This window comes from Mesorhizobium sp. WSM4312, from assembly GCF_002294875.1.
Taxonomy (GTDB): domain Bacteria; phylum Pseudomonadota; class Alphaproteobacteria; order Rhizobiales; family Rhizobiaceae; genus Mesorhizobium.
The window spans coordinates 258,862-276,466 of record NZ_NSFU01000008.1 but is presented as its reverse complement, the minus strand read 5'-3'; the positions used below and the strand labels follow the sequence as shown (position 1 = coordinate 276,466).

Sequence of the window (17,605 nt, the reverse complement as noted above, 5' to 3'; positions counted from 1 at the left end):
CGCTGGACCGGAATGGACAGCGCCGACTCTCATCTTCCCTTTCAGGATTGGCGCTGGCTGGTAACACGTCGCGACGCGGATGAAAAGCCGATCGTTGCATTGCACAACAGCCACCCACGGTTGCGGTCGCACAAAAGTGACAGCAATTTAACACGACATGGGTGTCTAGCCATGATAACCGCCCCCTGTATCGGTTCGCCCCCGGCCGAAGAGAAAATTTGAAACGGTCACGCTCGTGAATCGCACCATTCCGCTGATCCTGGCGGTCGCACTTTTCATGGAAAACATGGATTCGACCGTCATAGCGACATCGCTGCCGGCGATCGCCGTCGACATCCACACCAGCCCGATCGCGCTCAAGCTGGCACTGACGGCCTATCTGGTGTCGCTGGCGATCTTCATTCCCATCAGCGGCTGGATGGCCGACCGCTTCGGCGCCAAGAACATTTTTCGCGCCGCGATTGCGGTGTTTATCGTCGGTTCGGTCGCCTGCGCCTTGTCCGGTTCGCTGCCGGCCTTCGTGGTGTCGCGCTTCCTGCAAGGCATTGGCGGCGCCATGATGACGCCGGTCGGGCGCCTGGTGCTGGTGCGGGCCACGCCCAAGAGCGACCTGGTCGCCGCCATGTCGTGGCTGACCGTTCCCGCGCTGGTCGGACCGCTTGTCGGCCCGCCGATCGGCGGCTTCATCACCACCTACTTCACCTGGCACTGGATCTTCCTGATCAATCTGCCGATCGGCCTGGTCGGCATCTGGCTGGCGACGCGCTTCCTGCCGGAAACCGAATCGATGGAGACGCCGCCGCTCGATTTCATCGGCTTCGTGCTGAGCGGGCTTGCGGCATCCGGCGTGGTCTTCGGCCTGTCGGTGGTCAGCCTGCCCTATCTGCCGCCTGCGACCGGATTCATCACCGTGGGGGTCGGGCTGCTGTCGGGCGCACTCTACCTCATGCATGCGCGGCACGCCAAAAATCCACTGCTGGCGCTCGAACTGTTCCGCAACCAGGTGTTCCGCTCATCGGTGCTTGGCGGCTCGCTGTTTCGCATCGGCATCGGAGCAGTGCCGTTCCTGCTGCCGCTGATGTTCCAGATCGGTTTCGGGCTGACGCCGTTCCAGTCCGGCATGATCACCTTTGTCTCGGCGGTCGGCGCCATCGGCATGAAATTCGTCACCGCACTGATTTTTCGCCTCGCCGGATTCCGCCGCGTGCTGATCGTCGGCTCGCTGGTCGCCGCCGCATCGATCGCCATCTACGGCCTTTTCACCCCGGAAACGCCTTACGCACTGATGTTGGCCATATTGCTGGTCGGCGGCTTCATCCGCTCGATGTTTTTCACCGGGGTCAACGCGCTCTCCTATGCCGAAGTGTCGGCCGAAGACACCAGCAAGGCAACGCCGATCACGGCGGTGTTCCAGCAGCTGTCGATCGCGCTTGGCGTGGCGCTGGCCGGCGGCATCCTGGAAGTCTCGACCTCGATCCATGGCGGCCCGCTGACGCTGGGCGATTTCCACATCGCCTTCTTCATCGTGGCGGCCGTATCGGCGGCGGCGTCGCTGTTATTCATGCGGCTGGCGCCCGATGCCGGCAATGCCGTCTCCGGCCATGGCCGGCTGATGACGCCCAAGACGCTGGAACCGGCGAGATCGCCGGGCGAGTGAGGGCCAGCTCAGCGGTCAGCGTCCCCCGGCCCTTCGCTATGGCTCCGGGCGCTCGAGTCCTTCGGAACGTCCACTGGACGTTCCGATCCGCCTGATGGCGGAACGGACTCTCGCCCTTTGAAGTCCTTTGCCAACAGATAAAGCTCGACCGATTCATCGCGCGAGGCCGGCGGCTTGACGTGGTGGACGGAGCGGAAATTCTTCTTGAGCATGGACAGCAGTTCGTTCTCGGCGCCGCCCTGAAAAGTCTTGGCGAGGAAATGGCCGCCCGGCTTCAGGACGGACAGCGCGAAATCGGCCGCCACTTCGCACAGATGCATGGTGCGGATGTGGTCGGTGCGCTTGTGGCCGGTGGTTGGTGCCGCCATGTCGGACAGCACGACATCCGGGTTCCCACCCAACGCCTCGGCGAGCTTGCGCGGCGCATCCGCATCCAGGAAATCCATCAAAAGCACCGGTGCGCCGGGCACGGCATCCATTTCCAGATAGTCGATGCCGACGACATGCGGATTTTCCGCCGTCGATTTCGTGCGCGCGGCCGCGACCTGGCACCAGCCGCCGGGGGCGGCACCGAGGTCGATCACCTTCATGCCGGGCTTCAGCAAATGGTGCTTGTCGTCGATCTCGATCAGCTTGTAGGCCGCGCGCGAGCGATAGCCGTCAGCCTTCGAGCGCTGGACATAGGGATCGTTGATGTGGCGCTGCAGCCAGCGCCGCGACGATTCCTTCAGGCCGCTCTTTTTCTTGATCCGCGTCTTCAGCACGCGAATGCCGGCCGATCCTGGATTTTCCGGTTTCTTGGTCATTGACGGCCACGCCCATCGTTGCGCCAGACGCCGTCATCGGCCATCAGCTCGCTCAATATGCCTTCGCGCAGGCCGCGGTCAGCGACGCGCAGCCGCTGCGAAGGCCAGACGGCGCGGATCGCTTCGAGGATGGCACAGCCGGCCAGCACCAGATCGGCGCGGTCGGCGCCAATGCAAGGGTTGGCGCAGCGCTGCTGGAAATCCCAGCCGACCAGTCGCTCCACCATGCGGTCGACGCTGTCGCGGTCCATCCACAGCCCGTCAACCCGACGACGGTCGTAACGCTCGAGATCGAGGTGGACGCCGGCCAACGTCGTCACCGTGCCGGACGTGCCCAGCAGATGGAAATTCGGGTTGGCCTTGAGGTGGCTCAGCCGGTCGCGGCCGTCGAAGCTCGCCAAACGGCCGGCGACGTCGTCGACCATCGCGCCGAAGATCTCGCGCGTCACGGTACGGCCACCAAAGCGCTCGGCCAGTGAGACGACGCCGACCGGCAGCGACGTCCACGAGACGATATGATTGGCGAGCCGCGGCGAACGGCGGCCAGTGAGATCGATCAGCGCGATCTCCGAAGAGCCGCCGCCGATGTCGAACAGGACGACGCCCTGCGTGTCGCGCTCGACCAGCGAGCCGCAGCCGGAAACCGCCAGCCGCGCCTCGGTCTGGCGGTCGATGATCTCGAGCTTCAGGCCGGCCTCGCGCTCGACGCGTTCGAGGAATTCGACGCCGTTCTCCGCCGAGCGGCAGGCTTCGGTGGCAATCAGCCTGGCCTTCCTGATCTTGCGGCCGCGCAATTTGTCGCCGCAGATCTTCAGCGCCTCGACGGCGCGATCCATCGCCGGCTGGCCGAGGCGGCCATTGGCGGTGAGCCCCTCGCCCAGCCTGACGATGCGTGAGAAGGCGTCGATGACGCGGAACTGGCCATGCCGCGTGGGAACGGCGACCAGCAGCCGGCAATTGTTGGTGCCGAGGTCAAGGGCCGCGAAGACCGGTAGCTCATGCACCGGCGGCCGGCGCGTGCCCTGTTCGGGGCGTGGCGCGGACGGGGTGGGGGAGACTGCCGGCGCCGTCGGCAGCTTCGCTTCCAAAGCCGGAACAGCCTGGCCTGGCACCGGCGCTCGATTGCCCTGCGTTTCGTCGCGCGCAAAAACCTTGCGCCCGCGCCTTCGCTTGCGCCGCTTCTTGGGCTTGCCCTTCTGGTGATGGGTCGCGTCACCCGCCTGCCCACCGGCGGAGCGCGGTTCCGTCGGGCGGCGTTGCTGCCAACCGGCTGTCCCCGAGCCCGATGGCCCTGGGGAAGCGCTGGACGCGCCCACCTCCGACGCGCCTGCGCCGGTGTCGCGGTCTTCCACTGTCGTTCCTTCCGGCGCCGCGCGAACCGGTGAAGGACGCAGCAGGCGCTTTGGCATGTTTCAAGTTGCCGCCAGACTAACAGTGCCGTGGCCGATCACCAAGAGCCGCATGCCGAATTTTGCCGGCTGGGCGCGGACGGCCTTTTTAAGCTAGCGCGTAATGTACCGGCAAGGCTGGATTGGTAGCGCGGATGCCGGCGAGGACAATGCTGGTCGAAGCCGATGCGTTATCCCCGCCGTTTGCGCCGCCTCGGTGCGAGCAGATCTTGCCGGCGGCCGGCGCCACGAGTGTTCGCGGTTGAATAGCCGGCTTCGATGAGGCATTTCTGAAATGAATGGAAGTCACCGGGCAGCCGGCCTCCCACCATCAAGCGAAAAGGACGCGGGCACGCAGCGCATGGCAGTCAGGCAATGAACTGGAAACGCTATTTCTGGCCGGTCGTCGGCATCGCCGCGGTGATCTTCTCGCTGCTGCTGCTCTGGCATGAACTGCGCGGTATTTCGCTCGACGATGTCTGGGATGGGCTCGCCGCCATCCCAACCCGCGGCTGGGTGCTGGCGGCGCTGAGTTCCGTCATCGCCTATGCCGCGCTCGCCGGCTACGACCACATCGCACTGCTGCATATCGGCAAGCGTGTGTCGTGGCTGTTCGTGACCCTTTGCTCCTTCACCACCTATGCGCTGTCGCACAATATCGGCGGATCGGTGTTTTCGGGCGCCGTCATCCGCTACCGCGCCTATGGCACCAGGGGGCTGACCGGTCAGGATGTCGGCGTGCTGGTGGCGATCTGCTGGATCACCTTCGTGCTGTCGACGATTCTCGCCTCCGGCCTCGTGCTGGTGTTCGAGCCTCAGATCATCGATCGCTTCTCTGGCATCGCCCATCATGGCCTGTCGGAAGCGGCGGGCATCGCGATGCTGCTCCTCGTCGCCGCCTACATCTTCGGCAGCTGGCTGCATTTGCGCCGGTTGAAGATCGCCAGATTCCAACTGCACTATCCGGCACTGCCGATCGTCGCCAGGCAATTGCTGATCGGCCCGATCGAACTGATTGCCGCCGCGGCGATCATCTTCTTCGCCCTGCCCGAGGCGCACAATCCCGGCTATTTCGTCGTGCTCGGCGTCTTCCTCGTCTCCTTCTCGGTCGCCCAGATCTCGCACGCGCCGGGCGGCCTTGGCGTGTTCGAGGTGGTGTTCCTCACCGGGCTTTCCGACATGGAGCCGGTCGGCGTGCTGGCGGCGCTGCTGGTGTTCCGGCTGTTTTACCTGATCATCCCGCTGATTCTGGGCCTGGGCGTGGTGCTGTTCTTCGAGCGTTCGCAGTTCAGCCGGACGGAGAGCTGAGGCGCGGATTGGATTTTGTGCCCGCCCCCGCGCACCTGAACCCCGGCGTATGAAACCCAGCTGTCAAAACGTAGCGATTGAACCGCAGAGCAGGCTTGACTATTTTCCGCTGGTGGCTACAAGGCAGCGCTCAAGCGGCTCAGCCGTTCGGCCCGCGCGGTTCATACCGCGCCTGCTGGGGAATAGGTTAACGGTAGACCCACGGACTCTGACTCCGTTAGTCCTGGTTCGAATCCAGGTTCCCCAGCCATATATCTTTAGGTCCGTTCCTGGCACGTGGATTACGGTTTTTACCGGAGGCATGGGTAACACTCTTGGCCCGAACGGGTTTGGAGTGGTTCGAGCCTGCATGCATCATCATCGAAGCCAGATACGGTCCTCAACCTGTTTGATGCCGATCTCGAAGCCGATCGTTCGCCGAAGTGCTTCGCCAGCACGCCTTTGATGCGCTCTGCCGACCAGGTCCATGGCGCGCGCCGCCACGATCAGCGCCTTCGTGGAATCGAAGCCGCCCGACGCGCCCATGATTGCGTGCTCGAGGTTGGTGGCCGAAAGCCGCGTCGCCAGACCTGGACTTGGATGTGATTGGCTTTGTCCCAATCTTCCTGGCCCCGTTTAGCTGGTTTCCTGGCACTTTGGTACGTTTCCTAGGCTTTGCCGCCTTCATATTCGTAACTTGCTGACAGAACCGTCTGCGCGCCTGCCAACTACTTTTGACACAGATCAACGTCCGGTCGCCGCATTCGGGCGAAGTTAAGTCTGGCTGATTGGATCGACGAATGCAAAACACCGATTTCATTGACGCAGGCAGTACCGAGTTGATCCCCCCGAAGGACCGTTCGGTGAGCCGAATGCTCGTGCCGAGTTTACCCGAGCCTACTCCTCTGCAACCTGTCGCTTCCGCCGTGAGACCGCGCCGCCGGCTTTGGCTTGGGTTGGCGCTGGGTTTAGCCGCGGCCGCGGCCGCGGCAGGCGGATATTGGTGGCAGCATGCCGAGCCTGGACTTCCAGCAGGCATCGCCTTCGGCAACGGCCGGGTCGAGGCCGACGAGATCGACATCGCAGCCAAGTTCGGCGGCCGCATCGCCGCGCTCCTTGCCGACGAGGGCGACGGCGTCCGCGCCGGCCAGGTAGTCGCTCGGATGGATACGCAAGACCTCGAAACGTCGCTCCACAAGGCCGAGGCACAGATGCTCGGAGCGAGCCGCATGCTCGACGAGGCGAGCGCCAGCGTCGAGCAGCAGAAGGCACAGGTGAAGCTCGCTGAGCAGCAGCTCGCCCGCGCAATCTACCTTGCCGACAAAGGCTATGCGACGACCGAGATCCTCGACCAGCGCCACCAACAGTTGGACGCCGCCAACGCTGCATTTGCGGCAGCCAACGCGCGTGTCGGCGAGGCCGAACAGACACTGGCTGCGGCCAACCACGATGTCGACCTCTATCACATCAACATCGCTGACAATTCGCTCGTCGCGCCGCGCGCTGGTCGCATCCAATATCGCCTCGCGAATGTCGGCGAGGTGATCGGCGCCGGCGGCAAGGTCTTGACCATGCTCGACACCGGCTATGTCTATATGGATGTCTTCTTGCCCACGGCACAAGCCGGTCGCGCGATGATGGGCAGCGACGCCCGTGTGGTGCTCGACGCCAGGCCTGATGCACCAATCCCGGCCAAGGTGGTCTTCGTCTCCGACCAAGCACAATTCACGCCGAAGGCGGTAGAGACCAAGGCGGAACGCGACAAGTTGATGTTTCGGGTCCGCGTGCGGGTGGACGCCGACTATCTGCGCGCCCACTCGGCAGAGGTCGGCTCCGGTCTTCCAGGCTTGGCTTATGTTCGAGTCGATCCGGGCACGGAATGGCCGATTTCGCTTGCAGGCCGGACCGATGAACAGTCCCGATGATCCCGTCATAGCCGTCGACGGGCTATCGCACCGCTATGGCCGGACACTGGCGCTTGACAACGTGACGCTCGCCCTCCCGGCCGGCGCACTCGTCGGGCTGATCGGCCCGGACGGTGTCGGGAAATCGACGCTGCTCGGCCTCATCGCCGGTGCAAAGCGCGTCCAGAGCGGCTGTGTGGCGGTGCTTGGCGGCGATATGGCGGACCGCGGCCACCGCGTCGCCGCTTGCCCGCGCATCGCGTATATGCCGCAAGGCCTCGGCAAGAATCTTTATCCCGATCTCAGCGTGCGGGAGAACATCGACTTTTTCGGCCGCCTATTCAGCCAGCCGGCACTCGAGCGCCATCGACGTATCGACGCCCTTCTCGAGGCGACCGGCCTCGCCCCTTTTCCCAACCGTCCGGCCAAGAAGCTCTCCGGCGGCATGCGGCAAAAGCTCGGCCTCTGCTGCGCCCTCGTCCACGACCCAGATCTCCTCATCCTCGATGAGCCGACCACCGGCGTCGACCCTTTGTCGCGCAGGCAGTTCTGGGAACTGATCGAGCGCATGCGCACCGCACGCCCTGGCATGAGCGTGGTTGTCGCCACCGCATATATGGAGGAGGCAGAGCGCTTCGACGAAATCATCGCCATCAATGCCGGCCGCATCCTCGCGATAGGCTCGCCGGCCGAGTTGAAGGCGCGCACAGGACAGCCTAACCTGGAAGAAAGCTTCATCGCGCTCCTGCCCGAGGCAGTCCGCGCCAGGCGGCGGACGCTCTCCGTCCCACCGCGTCCGTCCGGCGAGCGCGAGGCGGCGATAGTCGCCCGCAACCTGACCCGGCGCTTCAGCGACTTCGTCGCTGTCGACGGCGTGAACTTCACCATCGAGCGCGGCGAGATTTTCGGCTTCCTCGGTTCGAACGGCTGCGGCAAGACCACGACGATGAAGATGCTGACCGGGCTGCTGCCAGCTTCCAGTGGCACGGCTTGGCTGTTCGGGCAACCGATCGACGGCACCGACATGCGCCTGCGCGGACGCGTCGGATACATGTCGCAATCCTTCTCGCTCTACACGGAGCTCACCGTGCGGCAGAACCTCGACCTGCACGCACGGCTCTTCCACCTGCCCGCCAACAAGGCGCGAGTCCGCATTGCGGAACTGGTCGAGCGCTTCGGCCTAGGACCCCATATCGATCAGCGGGCAGCGCAGTTGCCTCTTGGCATCCGCCAGAGGCTCTCGCTTGCTGTCGCAGTGGTTCATGAGCCGGAACTCCTTATTCTCGACGAGCCAACCTCGGGGGTCGACCCACTCGCTCGTGACGGCTTCTGGGAACTTCTCGTCGATCTGTCGCGCCGTCACGGGGTCACCATCTTCGTCTCCACCCATTTCATGAACGAAGCGGCGCGCTGCGATCGTCTCGCGCTCATGCAAGCGGGGCGTGTGCTGGCCACCGGAACGCCTGCCGAACTGGTCACCGCCACGAGTGCGGCCAATCTCGAGGACGCCTTCGTCGCCTATCTTGAAGCCGGTGAAAGAGAAACGCCCCGGCCCTCGCCGGCCCGCCAGGCAGTCGCCCCCGCCGTTGGCCCGGTGCGCGCTACGCCACGGCGGGGCTTCAGCCTCGGGCGGCTCCTCGCCTATTCGCTACGCGAAGCGCTGGAGGTGTGGCGGGATCCTGTCCGGCTCGGCTTCGCACTCCTCGGCACGGCCTTCCTCATGATTGTGTTTGGGCTCGGCATCAACACCGACGTCAACCAACTGAGCTTCGCGGCGCTAGATCGCGACAACACGCCGGAGAGCCGCACCTATCTGCAAGAGTTCCGCGGCTCGCCTTATTTCACCGAGAAATCGGTGCTCGCCGACTACAGCGACCTGGAAAATCGCCTGAGGAGCGGCATTGTGACGGTGGCCATCGAAGTGCCACCCGGTTTCGGCCGCGACGTGCGGCGAGGGACTTCCGCCGAGATTGGCGCCTGGGTGGACGGCGCGATGCCGTTCCGAGCCGAGACAGCGCGGGCCTATGTGAGCGGCGTACATCAGCAATACCTGACCGATCTGGCGCGTCTGCAGCCGAACGGCCCGTCAGCGGCGGCTCCGGCCAGCATCGAGACGCGCTTCCGCTATAACCAGGACTTCGACAGCATCTACGCGATGGTTCCCGGCACCATCGCCATGCTGCTTGCCTTCATCCCGGCTATCCTCATGGCCGTGGGCGTGGTGCGCGAGAAGGAGCTCGGCTCGATCACCAACCTCTATGTAACGCCGGTCCGTCGCCTGGAATTCCTGCTCGGCAAGCAACTCCCCTATGTGGTGGTCGCCTTCGTCAGCTTCTTGAGTCTGCTTGCCATGGCGATCTTCCTGTTCGGCGTGCCGCTCAAGGGCAGCCTGCTCGCGCTGCTGGTCGGCGCGGTCCTCTATGTGACCGCCATGACCGGGTACGGATTGGTGATCTCGACCTTCACCAACACCCAGATCGCTGCCATCTTCGCCACCGGCATCATGACTTCTCTACCGGCCGTGCAGTTCTCAGGCATGCTGACGCCCGTCTCCTCCCTGGCGGGTTTTCCGGCCTTCATGGCCCACACGTTCCCGGCGATGTATTTCCTGCGCATCTCGGTCGGCACCTTCACCAAGGCGCTGGGCTTCCAAGAGCTTGCCGGAAACCTGCTGGCACTTGCGGTCTTCATCCCGCTTCTCACCTTGATCAGCCTGGCATTCCTCCGCCGGCAGGAGCGGTGACGTGACCCAGCACATGGCGAACATCTTCTGGCTCGGCGTCAAGGAGTTGCGGAGCTTCTCGCGCGATTTCGTACTCTTCGGCTTCGTCGTCTACTCCTTCTCGTTGGCGGTCTATACGCAGGCTGAGAGTCCCGCACAGGAGATCCACAACACTGCCGTCGCTATCGTCGACGAGGACCACTCGGTCCTCTCGCGCTCGATCGCCACGGCTCTGCTGCCGCCCTATTTCAGCCGTCCAACCGAGGTAGCAGCCGGCAAGGTTGACGAGCTGATGGGCGCCGCCCGCAGTACGTTTGTCCTCGACATCCCGCCCTATTTCGAGCGCGACGTCATGGCAGGGCGCCGGCCGGCTATCCAGGTCAATGTCGACGCCACCGCTATGATGCAAGCCGGCATCGGCGCTGGTTATCTGCAGCAGATCATCGCCGGCGAAATCGCTCGCTCTGCCGCTCATGCCAAACCGTTACGATACGACCCGGCAAATCTCGCTGTCCGCGTCGCCTTCAATCCCAACCTCACCACGCAACTTTTCAATGCCGTCATGGCCATCATCGGCAATGTCAACATGCTAGCCATCATACTTGCGGGCGCTGCAATCATCCGCGAGCGTGAACACGGCACCCTGGAGCATCTGCTGATCATGCCGCTTACGCCTCTCGAGATCGCAGCTGCCAAGGTGTGGGCGAACGGCCTGGTAATCACCGTCGCGGTCGGCCTGTCGCTTTGGCTGGTGATAGAGACATTGCTCGGAATTCGGATCGTCGGATCCATTCCGCTATTCATGGCAGGCGTCATGCTCTATTTGTTCTTTGCTACCGCCATCGGTATCTTCCTGGGCACGGTCGCCCGCTCAATGCCGCAGCTAGGGCTCCTGTTCATCCTGATCGCCCTGCCGATGAACATCCTCTCCGGTGGCAATACGCCGCTCGACAGCATGCCAGCATTCCTGCGGGCGGTGATGCAGTTGTCACCATCGACCCATTTCGTCAGCTTCGCCCAGGCAATCCTCTATCGCGGTGCTGGTTTTGACGTCGTGTGGCCGCAATTTGCCGTTGTTGGCCTGGTCGGCGGCGGATTCTTTGCCCTGTCCGTCATGCGTTTCCGCAAGATCAGTGCCATGGTGATGTGAGTAACCGCGCAGTCTCCATGCCATACTCCTCAGTTGAGGTCAGTTGAGGGACGGGCACATGCGGACGTGCTGATCAAGCTTGCCCCATAGCGCCTCCTGATATCCCGATCTCAGCCATGAGCACGCGCAATTCGGCCGGAGGTGCAAGGCAGAAAGTTCGAAAAGCTTCCAAGAACCCCAGCCAAGTTTATTCATAATTTCAATCAGCAGCTTACACAGAACCTTATGTCCTGATGCAGGCCATTCCAGGTCACCCGTTCAGGTGGTGAGCGCGGCTGTGGTCGACCTTCGCGAGATATAAAAGCAATTGCTAATATATTGAAAAGGTGACAGCATCGGGCTCCGCGTCGCGTATGGGAGGATGCCATGGCCGATGGTGGAATAAATGTCACCAAACTTGAATCCAAATCTCACGACAACCCGGATGAGGTTCGCTCGCCCGACAAGACACGTGTCGAGGTGGTGCGGCTTCCAGGCTTTACGCTCGGGCGGCTCAACATGGAGCCGGGATGGAAATGGTCCGAATGCGTGAAGCCGGTCGTCAAGACGGATAGCTGTCAGGTATCGCATGTCGGCTACGTCGTTTCCGGAACCATCACCGTCAAGATGAACGACGGGACCCAGAAGACGTTAACGAAGGGTACGTCCTATACGATCCCGCCCGGCCACGACGCCTGGGTGGAAGGCAACGAACGCTTCGTCTGCATCGAGGTCATGAGCGCCGAGCAATACGCCAAGCCGGCGTAGGGCTGCTGGCTAAAAGGTTTCTCGTCGGGCGGCGAGGCTGCTGTCGCGACATGAATATGGCTGCAGCTCCGCCCGTCGGCCGCAGGCAGAAGACAAATCCTTTCGTTTCTCGAAAACGGAAGGATTTGGCGAACCTCCCTTGCCGGATACTGTCGTGGTTGCACGCCGGTCGCCTCATGCCTTCCACATCGTCGATCGAAGAACAGCCTGCATATGCTCTGCGAGGTCGAGTTCGCCGCGCGCCTCTGTCTCCAAAAGATATCGGGCCTTGGCCAGGCGATCGCCTTCCTCAACCGCGGCATGGCCGCAGATGGCGAGCAGCGCCCTCTCCTCCTCCCGGCTGGCCCTGTCGGAGTCGCCGCCTAAGTCGTGCAGCGCCTTGCCGAACGCCGCGTATGCCGTCCTGTGCGCCTCGATCAGCTCTCGCAGTCTATCGGACGGTTCCTGGTCTTGGCCCGGCGACCCTGTGCCGCGTGCGGTTGCCGCAACCGTCGAGGTGACGACTGCGCTGCCGGAGTGGAAAAGCAAGGCGCGGCGGTTGATCCTGGACGTGGCGAACTCTCCCATTTGCTTCGATCGCCATGCGATCGATGACATGACACCATCTGACTGTAACACGACGGTTTGCATATTCTTGTCAGGATGGAAGGTTCGAGGCAGCCGGCAGCAAGCGGCGCGTCACTCTTTAGGCGGCTCGAGGAAGGTGATATTTCCCGAGTGAAGAAGATTGATGGTGGCAGGTGCGTTCCAATGGCTAAGCTGCCTGAAGTTCTGCACGAGGCCGGATAATGGTCACCGACACCGAGTTCATTCACGAAAGCATCAGCCAAGGCTGCGTGACGCTTGCCAATGGCGAATTCCTCATCGACAGGCTGGTGAAATATGTCGGCAACGGAAGGATCCGTTGGCATGTCGAGTTTCGTGGGCATCGCGTCGAGTTCACGACCGGCCAGCTCAAGAAGCAACCGACCTTCCGAAGGAAGATACTCGAACAGGCCGGCGTACTGCCGCCCCAGCGTGCCGGGGCCGATTACAGGCGATGGGCCATCGAGTTGAGGAAGAAGGCCGTCGAACTGCCTTGGCGGGACAGGCCGGTCGATGCCGGTTTCTCCATCGACAGCCTTGTCAGTCTTGGAGGCGATCGCTGGACGATCGACTATCAAGGCAAGGTCATCAAGTTCACGACGACCAAACTGCGCAGGCAAACCAGTTTCCGCAAACGCATGCTGGCCAAGGCCAAGGTGCTGCCGCCGCAACTGGATCCGGTCGCCTATCGGAAGTGGGTGGACTGGCTGATTCGAAACGCCATGGAGGCCGCACCGCAGGCCCGAGATACTTTGAGGAGCGAGAAAAGTTGGCTCGACGACCTGCCGGAGCTGGCCGGCTGGCAAAACGAAGGGCCGCACGACGGGACCAATTAAGGGCGGCGCGCCACCGACAGTCCCCGTATCGTCACCCAAACCGCGCAGGGGCACGCCGACAGAACAGGTTGACGCGTGTTGGTGGGGCGGCCTTAAGACCAGCACGGTCTGAGGGCGGGACGGTGACGCATCGGTCTGCAAAACCGACGTAATGGGTTCAATTCCCATTCAGAGCTACATTTTCAACAGCCGCCCAGGCTGGCACAAGCAGGGCGGCTTTTTTGTCATCGACGCCAGCCCTACCCCTCTTAAACAGCGGCGGTGCAACCATGGCGTTTGCAATGCTTGGAGGCACACATTGATGGCGAAGGAATCCAGGCGCGGCTGGCTCACCGTGGCGACGCGGGTCCTCCGCGAACTCGAAGATCGGAGCGACAATCGTTCGGAAACAGGCCAAACGCCCCTCCAAAACACCCTTTTGTTGCGCCGTCGCAACATGCTTTGGGAAAAGTGTGCGCCTCGACCCTGCAATTGCCTTCCGTAAGGGAACTCCTGTGATACTGATACACAGAGCTAGGATTAGGCATAGCTCCATGCGGGGACAGGCCATGAAATACCTTTTGGCAGCAGCATTTTTGGGCGCCACCCTTACTTCGGCCATGGCGGCAGATGTTGTGAACGAGCTTCCGGTCGCTTCCACGTACGATTGGACAGGCGCCTATATCGGCGGCCAGATCGGTTACGCGTGGGGCAAGGACCATATCCAGGACGAGAACATCGCCAGCGGCGATTCAGATTATTCGGATAGCTTCAGGCTCCGTGGGGTCACCGGCGGTATTTTTGCCGGCTACAATATGCAATGGGGCAATATCGTCGGCGGCGTCGAAGGCGATATCGAGGCCTCCGGGATTGTCGGCCACAACCCGGACTGGCCGTTCGGAAGTGACGACAATACCCATGTCGATGCCCAGGGTTCGTTGCGCGGGCGCCTGGGCTATGCCTTTGACAACTGGCTACCCTATGTCACCGGCGGTTTGGCGCTGGGAGACATTCATACGAAGTTCGAAGACGGGCCGGCAACGGATTCCAAGTCTACCATCAAGGCCGGCTGGACGGTCGGCGCGGGTCTCGCTTACGCTTTCAACAAGAACTGGGTCGGCCAGGCCGAATATCGCTATACAGATTTCGGCAAGGTTACGACTGCAACCGATAACACTGACTCGGGTTGGGAAGAGCACGAACACCTCAAGACCAACGAGGTCCGAATCGGGATCGCCTATAAATTCTGATTTGCAGATCCTGTTTTTCAGGTCACCCGCTCAGCAGTTCCAAATATCGGTGCGTGTTCCGTACAGTGGTGCCACGATATATAGTGGTGCCATATAGGGTGATGCGGATATGCGGGTTAAAATAGCCAAATTGCAAGTTAGTCTGGATTGTGCTGAAGGTCAGAAAGCATTGGGCACACCGACTGCGCTTGTCTGACGAAGACAATGAGTCAGACGAGCCGGGAAATGGACCGCTTCAACCTTGGCACCTATCGCCGCCCGATCTCCACCCGCTCGACTGAGACCCAGCGCTGGTTCGATATCGGGCTGAACTGGTGCTACGGCTTCAACCATGAGGAAGGCATCAAGTGCTTTGAGAAGGCCTTGGAGACCGATCCCGGCTGCGCGATGGTGCATTGGGGCATCGCCTATGCCGCCGGGCCTTTCTACAATCTGACCTGGAAGGAACATGGTGAGGTCGAGGTCAACAGCGCGACCAGGCGCTGCTTCCAGCATGTCCGGCTTGCGCGTGCCCACGCGGCCGGCGCCAGCGATGTCGAACGGCGATTGATCGAGGCGCTGGCCTCTCGCTTCCAGAAGCCGCACAAGGTCAGCCCGCAGGAATTCGAACGATGGGATGATACCTATGCCGCCGCGATGCGGCGGGTCTACCAGGATTTTCCCGACGACCATGATGTGATGGCGCTGCTGGTCGAGGCGCTGATGATGCGCACGGTGCGGCGGCTGTGGAACCTCAAGACCGGCGAGCCGGCGCCGAATTCGGACGTGCTTGAAGCGCTGGAGGTTTGCGAGCGGTCGATCCGGCTTGCCGACGAGGCAGGCGCGGCGCAACATCCGGCGATCCTGCACCTGCACATCCATCTCCTGGAAATGTCCACCATGCCGGAGCGCGGCCTGCGCTCGGCCGACCGGCTCGGCGAAATGTGTCCCGATGCCGGGCACATGAACCACATGCCGGGGCATATCTACGTGCTGTGCGGCGACTATGAGAAGGCGAGGATCGCCAGCGAAAAGGCGGTCCGCGCCAATGACCTCTATCTCGCCTATGCGGACGAGCCGACCTATTACCTGCTCGGCTGCTGCCACGACCTGCATCTGATGATGTTCACCTGCATGTTCCTTGGCCAGTACCGGCCGGCGCTGTGGGCCGCCGACAAGGTGCGCAGCCTGGTGACGCGAGACGTGGTCGCCATCCTGGACCGGCCCAAACTGACGCAAACGGTGGAGGGCTACCATGCGATGAAATCGCACGTGCAGGTGCGCTTCGGCCGCTGGCAGGAGATCATCGACGAACCGGCGGTCGAAGAGCCCGGCCTCTATGTGCTGACTGCGGCCATGCAGCATTACGCCAAGGGCGTCGCGCATGCGACGCTGAGGCAATTCACGGAAGCCGAGCGCGAGCGCGACCGGTTCCACCGGCATATGGAGACCATTCCGGCCGAACGGCGTTTCCTCAGCAACCCGACCCGCGCCTCGCTCGCTGTCGGTGTCGCCTTGCTCGACGGTGAGCTTGCCTACCACAAGGGCCGACACGAGGAGGCCTACGCCCATTTGCGCCAGGCGGTCGAGCTGGATGACAACCTCTCCTACACCGAGCCATGGGCGTGGATGCACCCTCCCCGCCATGCGCTGGCGGCCTTGCTTCTCGACCGGGGCCACGTGCAAGAGGCCGAGCGGGTCTATCGCGACGATCTCGGCATCAGCGGCAAGGTGCAGCGCTGCGCCCAGCACCCGGACAATGTCTGGGCGCTGCATGGGTTGGTTGAATGTTTGAGGCGGCGTGGCGAGAGCGAGGAGCTGCCGGCCCTGCAGGCAAAGCTCGCCACGGCGCTGGCCAAGGCGGATGTGGCGATCAGCTCGTCATGCCTGTGCCGGACGAGCGTGCAGCGCGGTTGTTGTCACTGAGATTCCGATCTGAGGATGTTTCTTCAGAAGATCTTCAGGCGATGGAAGCCCGAGCCGCCACAGCACGGACCGGGCAGCGCGGCGGCATCAGCCGATCAGGCCAGGCTGAAGGAACGGCTTTCCTCAATTAGTGCGGAGCAGTCGATCTCATCATGAAATTGGGCGCATGCATCAGGTGCAAGCCAGGAAGCGTAAGACCGAAGCCGTTTGAGCCTGGCTGTTTTCTCGAGCCGCGCCAGGCGCTCATCTTCGGCTGGTTGGGTATGAGGCGGCCTTTTGTTCCGCTCGGCGGGATCTTGCATATCGACTGTCCTCGGTCGGAGCCTACAAAGAGGCCCGCTTAATGAGGGAGTTGGCCCACTCACCGGAAGATAGGATCACCTGTTGCTCGGGGGGCCGCTCTCCACCTGGGCTCGATGCCACCACAGGCGCGGACGAAAGTCGCCATCCATTTTGATGACGCTGCGGCGAAGGTGTCGGACTCGGCAGCTGTAGCCCTCATGTGATGGCGCCGTCCGCTACGAGAATATCCGCGCCAGTTCGTCGATGCTTGCGCCTTCCTTGACCTGGCGCAGCTCGACATAGCTGACCGCGGCGGCGATCGACAGCACCATGGAGACCACGGTCTGCACCAGCGCGGCGCCCAGATGCGCGAGAATCCCGCCAAACAGGACGAAAACCAGCAATATCCCCCACTGGATGACCATCGCGATGATCATCAATATGAGAAACAGGCCAAACAGCGACCAGCGGTTGCCCTTGGTCAGGGCACGGCTGCGCGACATCGAGCCGAAAACGCCCCGCCGCTCCTGAATCAGGACCGGCACCGACATCGACCATCCGAGCCACAAGATGATGCCGGGCACAATCAGGGCCAGCATGGCAAGGACCGAGCCAAAGGCGACGAGGAAGCCAATCGCCAGCGTCGGCAGCAGGAAGCGGATCGCAATCTGAATGCAGTCGCCGAAGGAGGGCCGCCTGCCGTTCAGGTCCTCGATCGTCGCCCGGACCAGTGACGACTGAAGCAGCATGGTGAAAACGAAGGAAACCAGCCCGGCGACGAGGCTGAGGTAGGAATTGCGAAACATCGCATGGGGATCCGCCATCGCGCCCGGATCGCCATGCAACATCGCGTCGACCTGAGGCTGGGTCCACAACCGGACAAGCAGCGTCGGCGCGCCGGCGAACAACGCGGCAAGGCCAAGGCAAAGCCCGATGTTGCGGCCGATGACGGCAAAGGTGTTGTTGAACACCCTGCCGATCTCGAATCGGCCGGGTTGTCCCAATGTCGCAGTGGTCATGATATTCCCCCGAGCCGCCGCAACGTCCAAACAACCAACCTCGAAAGTAAATCTGGCAAGATTAAAAGGCTTCGTCCAGTGGCCTTGC

14 protein-coding genes and 2 tRNA genes are annotated in these 17,605 nt (G+C 62.5%); 11 read left to right on the top strand and 5 right to left on the bottom strand.

What is annotated here, in order from left to right:
• Positions 1-235: 235 nt before the first annotated feature.
• Positions 236-1,657, top strand: coding sequence for an MFS transporter (locus CK228_RS15735; RefSeq protein ID WP_095788418.1), 1,422 nt, complete (start codon positions 236-238; stop codon positions 1,655-1,657).
• 8 nt (positions 1,658-1,665) lie between these two features.
• On the opposite strand, the gene CK228_RS15730 is transcribed toward CK228_RS15735, so the two are convergent.
• Together CK228_RS15730 and CK228_RS15725 are read right to left on the bottom strand one after the other, a co-directional pair.
• Positions 1,666-2,463: an RlmE family RNA methyltransferase gene (locus tag CK228_RS15730; RefSeq protein ID WP_095788417.1), complete on the bottom strand. Its 798-nt coding sequence runs from the start codon at positions 2,461-2,463 to the stop codon at positions 1,666-1,668.
• Positions 2,460-3,815, bottom strand: coding sequence for a Ppx/GppA phosphatase family protein (locus tag CK228_RS15725; RefSeq protein ID WP_095788470.1), 1,356 nt, complete (start codon positions 3,813-3,815; stop codon positions 2,460-2,462). Before CK228_RS15725 ends, CK228_RS15730 begins: the two co-directional genes overlap by 4 nt.
• Before the next feature lie 411 nt (positions 3,816-4,226).
• Between CK228_RS15725 and CK228_RS15720 the strand changes: the two genes are divergently transcribed.
• Together CK228_RS15720 and CK228_RS15715 are read left to right on the top strand one after the other, a co-directional pair.
• Positions 4,227-5,159 carry a lysylphosphatidylglycerol synthase domain-containing protein gene (locus tag CK228_RS15720; RefSeq protein WP_095788416.1) on the top strand — a complete coding sequence of 311 codons (933 nt, stop codon included), beginning with the start codon at positions 4,227-4,229 and terminating at the stop codon, positions 5,157-5,159.
• A 176-nt stretch (positions 5,160-5,335) separates the two neighbouring features.
• Positions 5,336-5,409, top strand: a tRNA-Gln gene (locus tag CK228_RS15715).
• A 107-nt stretch (positions 5,410-5,516) separates the two neighbouring features.
• On the opposite strand, the gene CK228_RS15710 is transcribed toward CK228_RS15715, so the two are convergent.
• The gene (locus tag CK228_RS15710; RefSeq protein ID WP_179295930.1) at positions 5,517-5,684 is read right to left on the bottom strand and encodes a hypothetical protein; all 168 of its coding nucleotides are present in this window, start codon (positions 5,682-5,684) and stop codon (positions 5,517-5,519) included.
• A gap of 254 nt (positions 5,685-5,938) precedes the next feature.
• On the opposite strand from CK228_RS15710, the gene CK228_RS15705 reads away from it, so the two are divergent.
• The 4 genes from CK228_RS15705 to CK228_RS15690 all read left to right on the top strand — a co-directional run bounded on the left by CK228_RS15705 (position 5,939) and on the right by CK228_RS15690 (position 11,661).
• Positions 5,939-7,063 carry an HlyD family efflux transporter periplasmic adaptor subunit gene (locus CK228_RS15705; RefSeq protein ID WP_245438042.1) on the top strand — a complete coding sequence of 375 codons (1,125 nt, stop codon included), beginning with the start codon at positions 5,939-5,941 and terminating at the stop codon, positions 7,061-7,063.
• Positions 7,047-9,785 carry a ribosome-associated ATPase/putative transporter RbbA gene (rbbA, locus tag CK228_RS15700; protein ID WP_095788414.1) on the top strand — a complete coding sequence of 913 codons (2,739 nt, stop codon included), beginning with the start codon at positions 7,047-7,049 and terminating at the stop codon, positions 9,783-9,785. The genes CK228_RS15705 and rbbA overlap by 17 nt, the downstream gene beginning before the upstream one ends.
• Position 9,786: 1 nt before the next feature.
• Positions 9,787-10,914, top strand: a complete 1,128-nt coding sequence (locus tag CK228_RS15695) for an ABC transporter permease (RefSeq protein ID WP_245438041.1) — start codon at positions 9,787-9,789, stop codon at positions 10,912-10,914.
• A 366-nt stretch (positions 10,915-11,280) separates the two neighbouring features.
• Positions 11,281-11,661, top strand: a complete 381-nt coding sequence (locus CK228_RS15690) for a cupin domain-containing protein (protein WP_095770476.1) — start codon at positions 11,281-11,283, stop codon at positions 11,659-11,661.
• A 174-nt stretch (positions 11,662-11,835) separates the two neighbouring features.
• On the opposite strand, the gene CK228_RS15685 is transcribed toward CK228_RS15690, so the two are convergent.
• Positions 11,836-12,291: a hypothetical protein gene (locus CK228_RS15685; protein ID WP_245438040.1), complete on the bottom strand. Its 456-nt coding sequence runs from the start codon at positions 12,289-12,291 to the stop codon at positions 11,836-11,838.
• Positions 12,292-12,449: 158 nt separating this feature from the next.
• Between CK228_RS15685 and CK228_RS15680 the strand changes: the two genes are divergently transcribed.
• The 4 genes from CK228_RS15680 to CK228_RS15665 all read left to right on the top strand — a co-directional run bounded on the left by CK228_RS15680 (position 12,450) and on the right by CK228_RS15665 (position 16,216).
• Entirely contained in the window at positions 12,450-13,082 is a 633-nt protein-coding gene (locus tag CK228_RS15680; RefSeq protein WP_095788412.1) for a hypothetical protein, read from the top strand.
• 105 nt (positions 13,083-13,187) lie between these two features.
• Positions 13,188-13,258 (top strand) — tRNA-Cys (locus CK228_RS15675).
• A 372-nt stretch (positions 13,259-13,630) separates the two neighbouring features.
• Positions 13,631-14,311, top strand: coding sequence for an outer membrane protein (locus tag CK228_RS15670; protein WP_179295929.1), 681 nt, complete (start codon positions 13,631-13,633; stop codon positions 14,309-14,311).
• A gap of 225 nt (positions 14,312-14,536) precedes the next feature.
• Positions 14,537-16,216 carry a hypothetical protein gene (locus tag CK228_RS15665; RefSeq protein WP_095788411.1) on the top strand — a complete coding sequence of 560 codons (1,680 nt, stop codon included), beginning with the start codon at positions 14,537-14,539 and terminating at the stop codon, positions 16,214-16,216.
• Positions 16,217-16,734: 518 nt separating this feature from the next.
• On the opposite strand, the gene CK228_RS15655 is transcribed toward CK228_RS15665, so the two are convergent.
• Positions 16,735-17,517 (bottom strand): hypothetical protein, encoded by a 783-nt coding sequence (locus CK228_RS15655; RefSeq protein WP_095788410.1) that lies wholly within the window; start codon positions 17,515-17,517, stop codon positions 16,735-16,737.
• Positions 17,518-17,605: the final 88 nt, after the last annotated feature.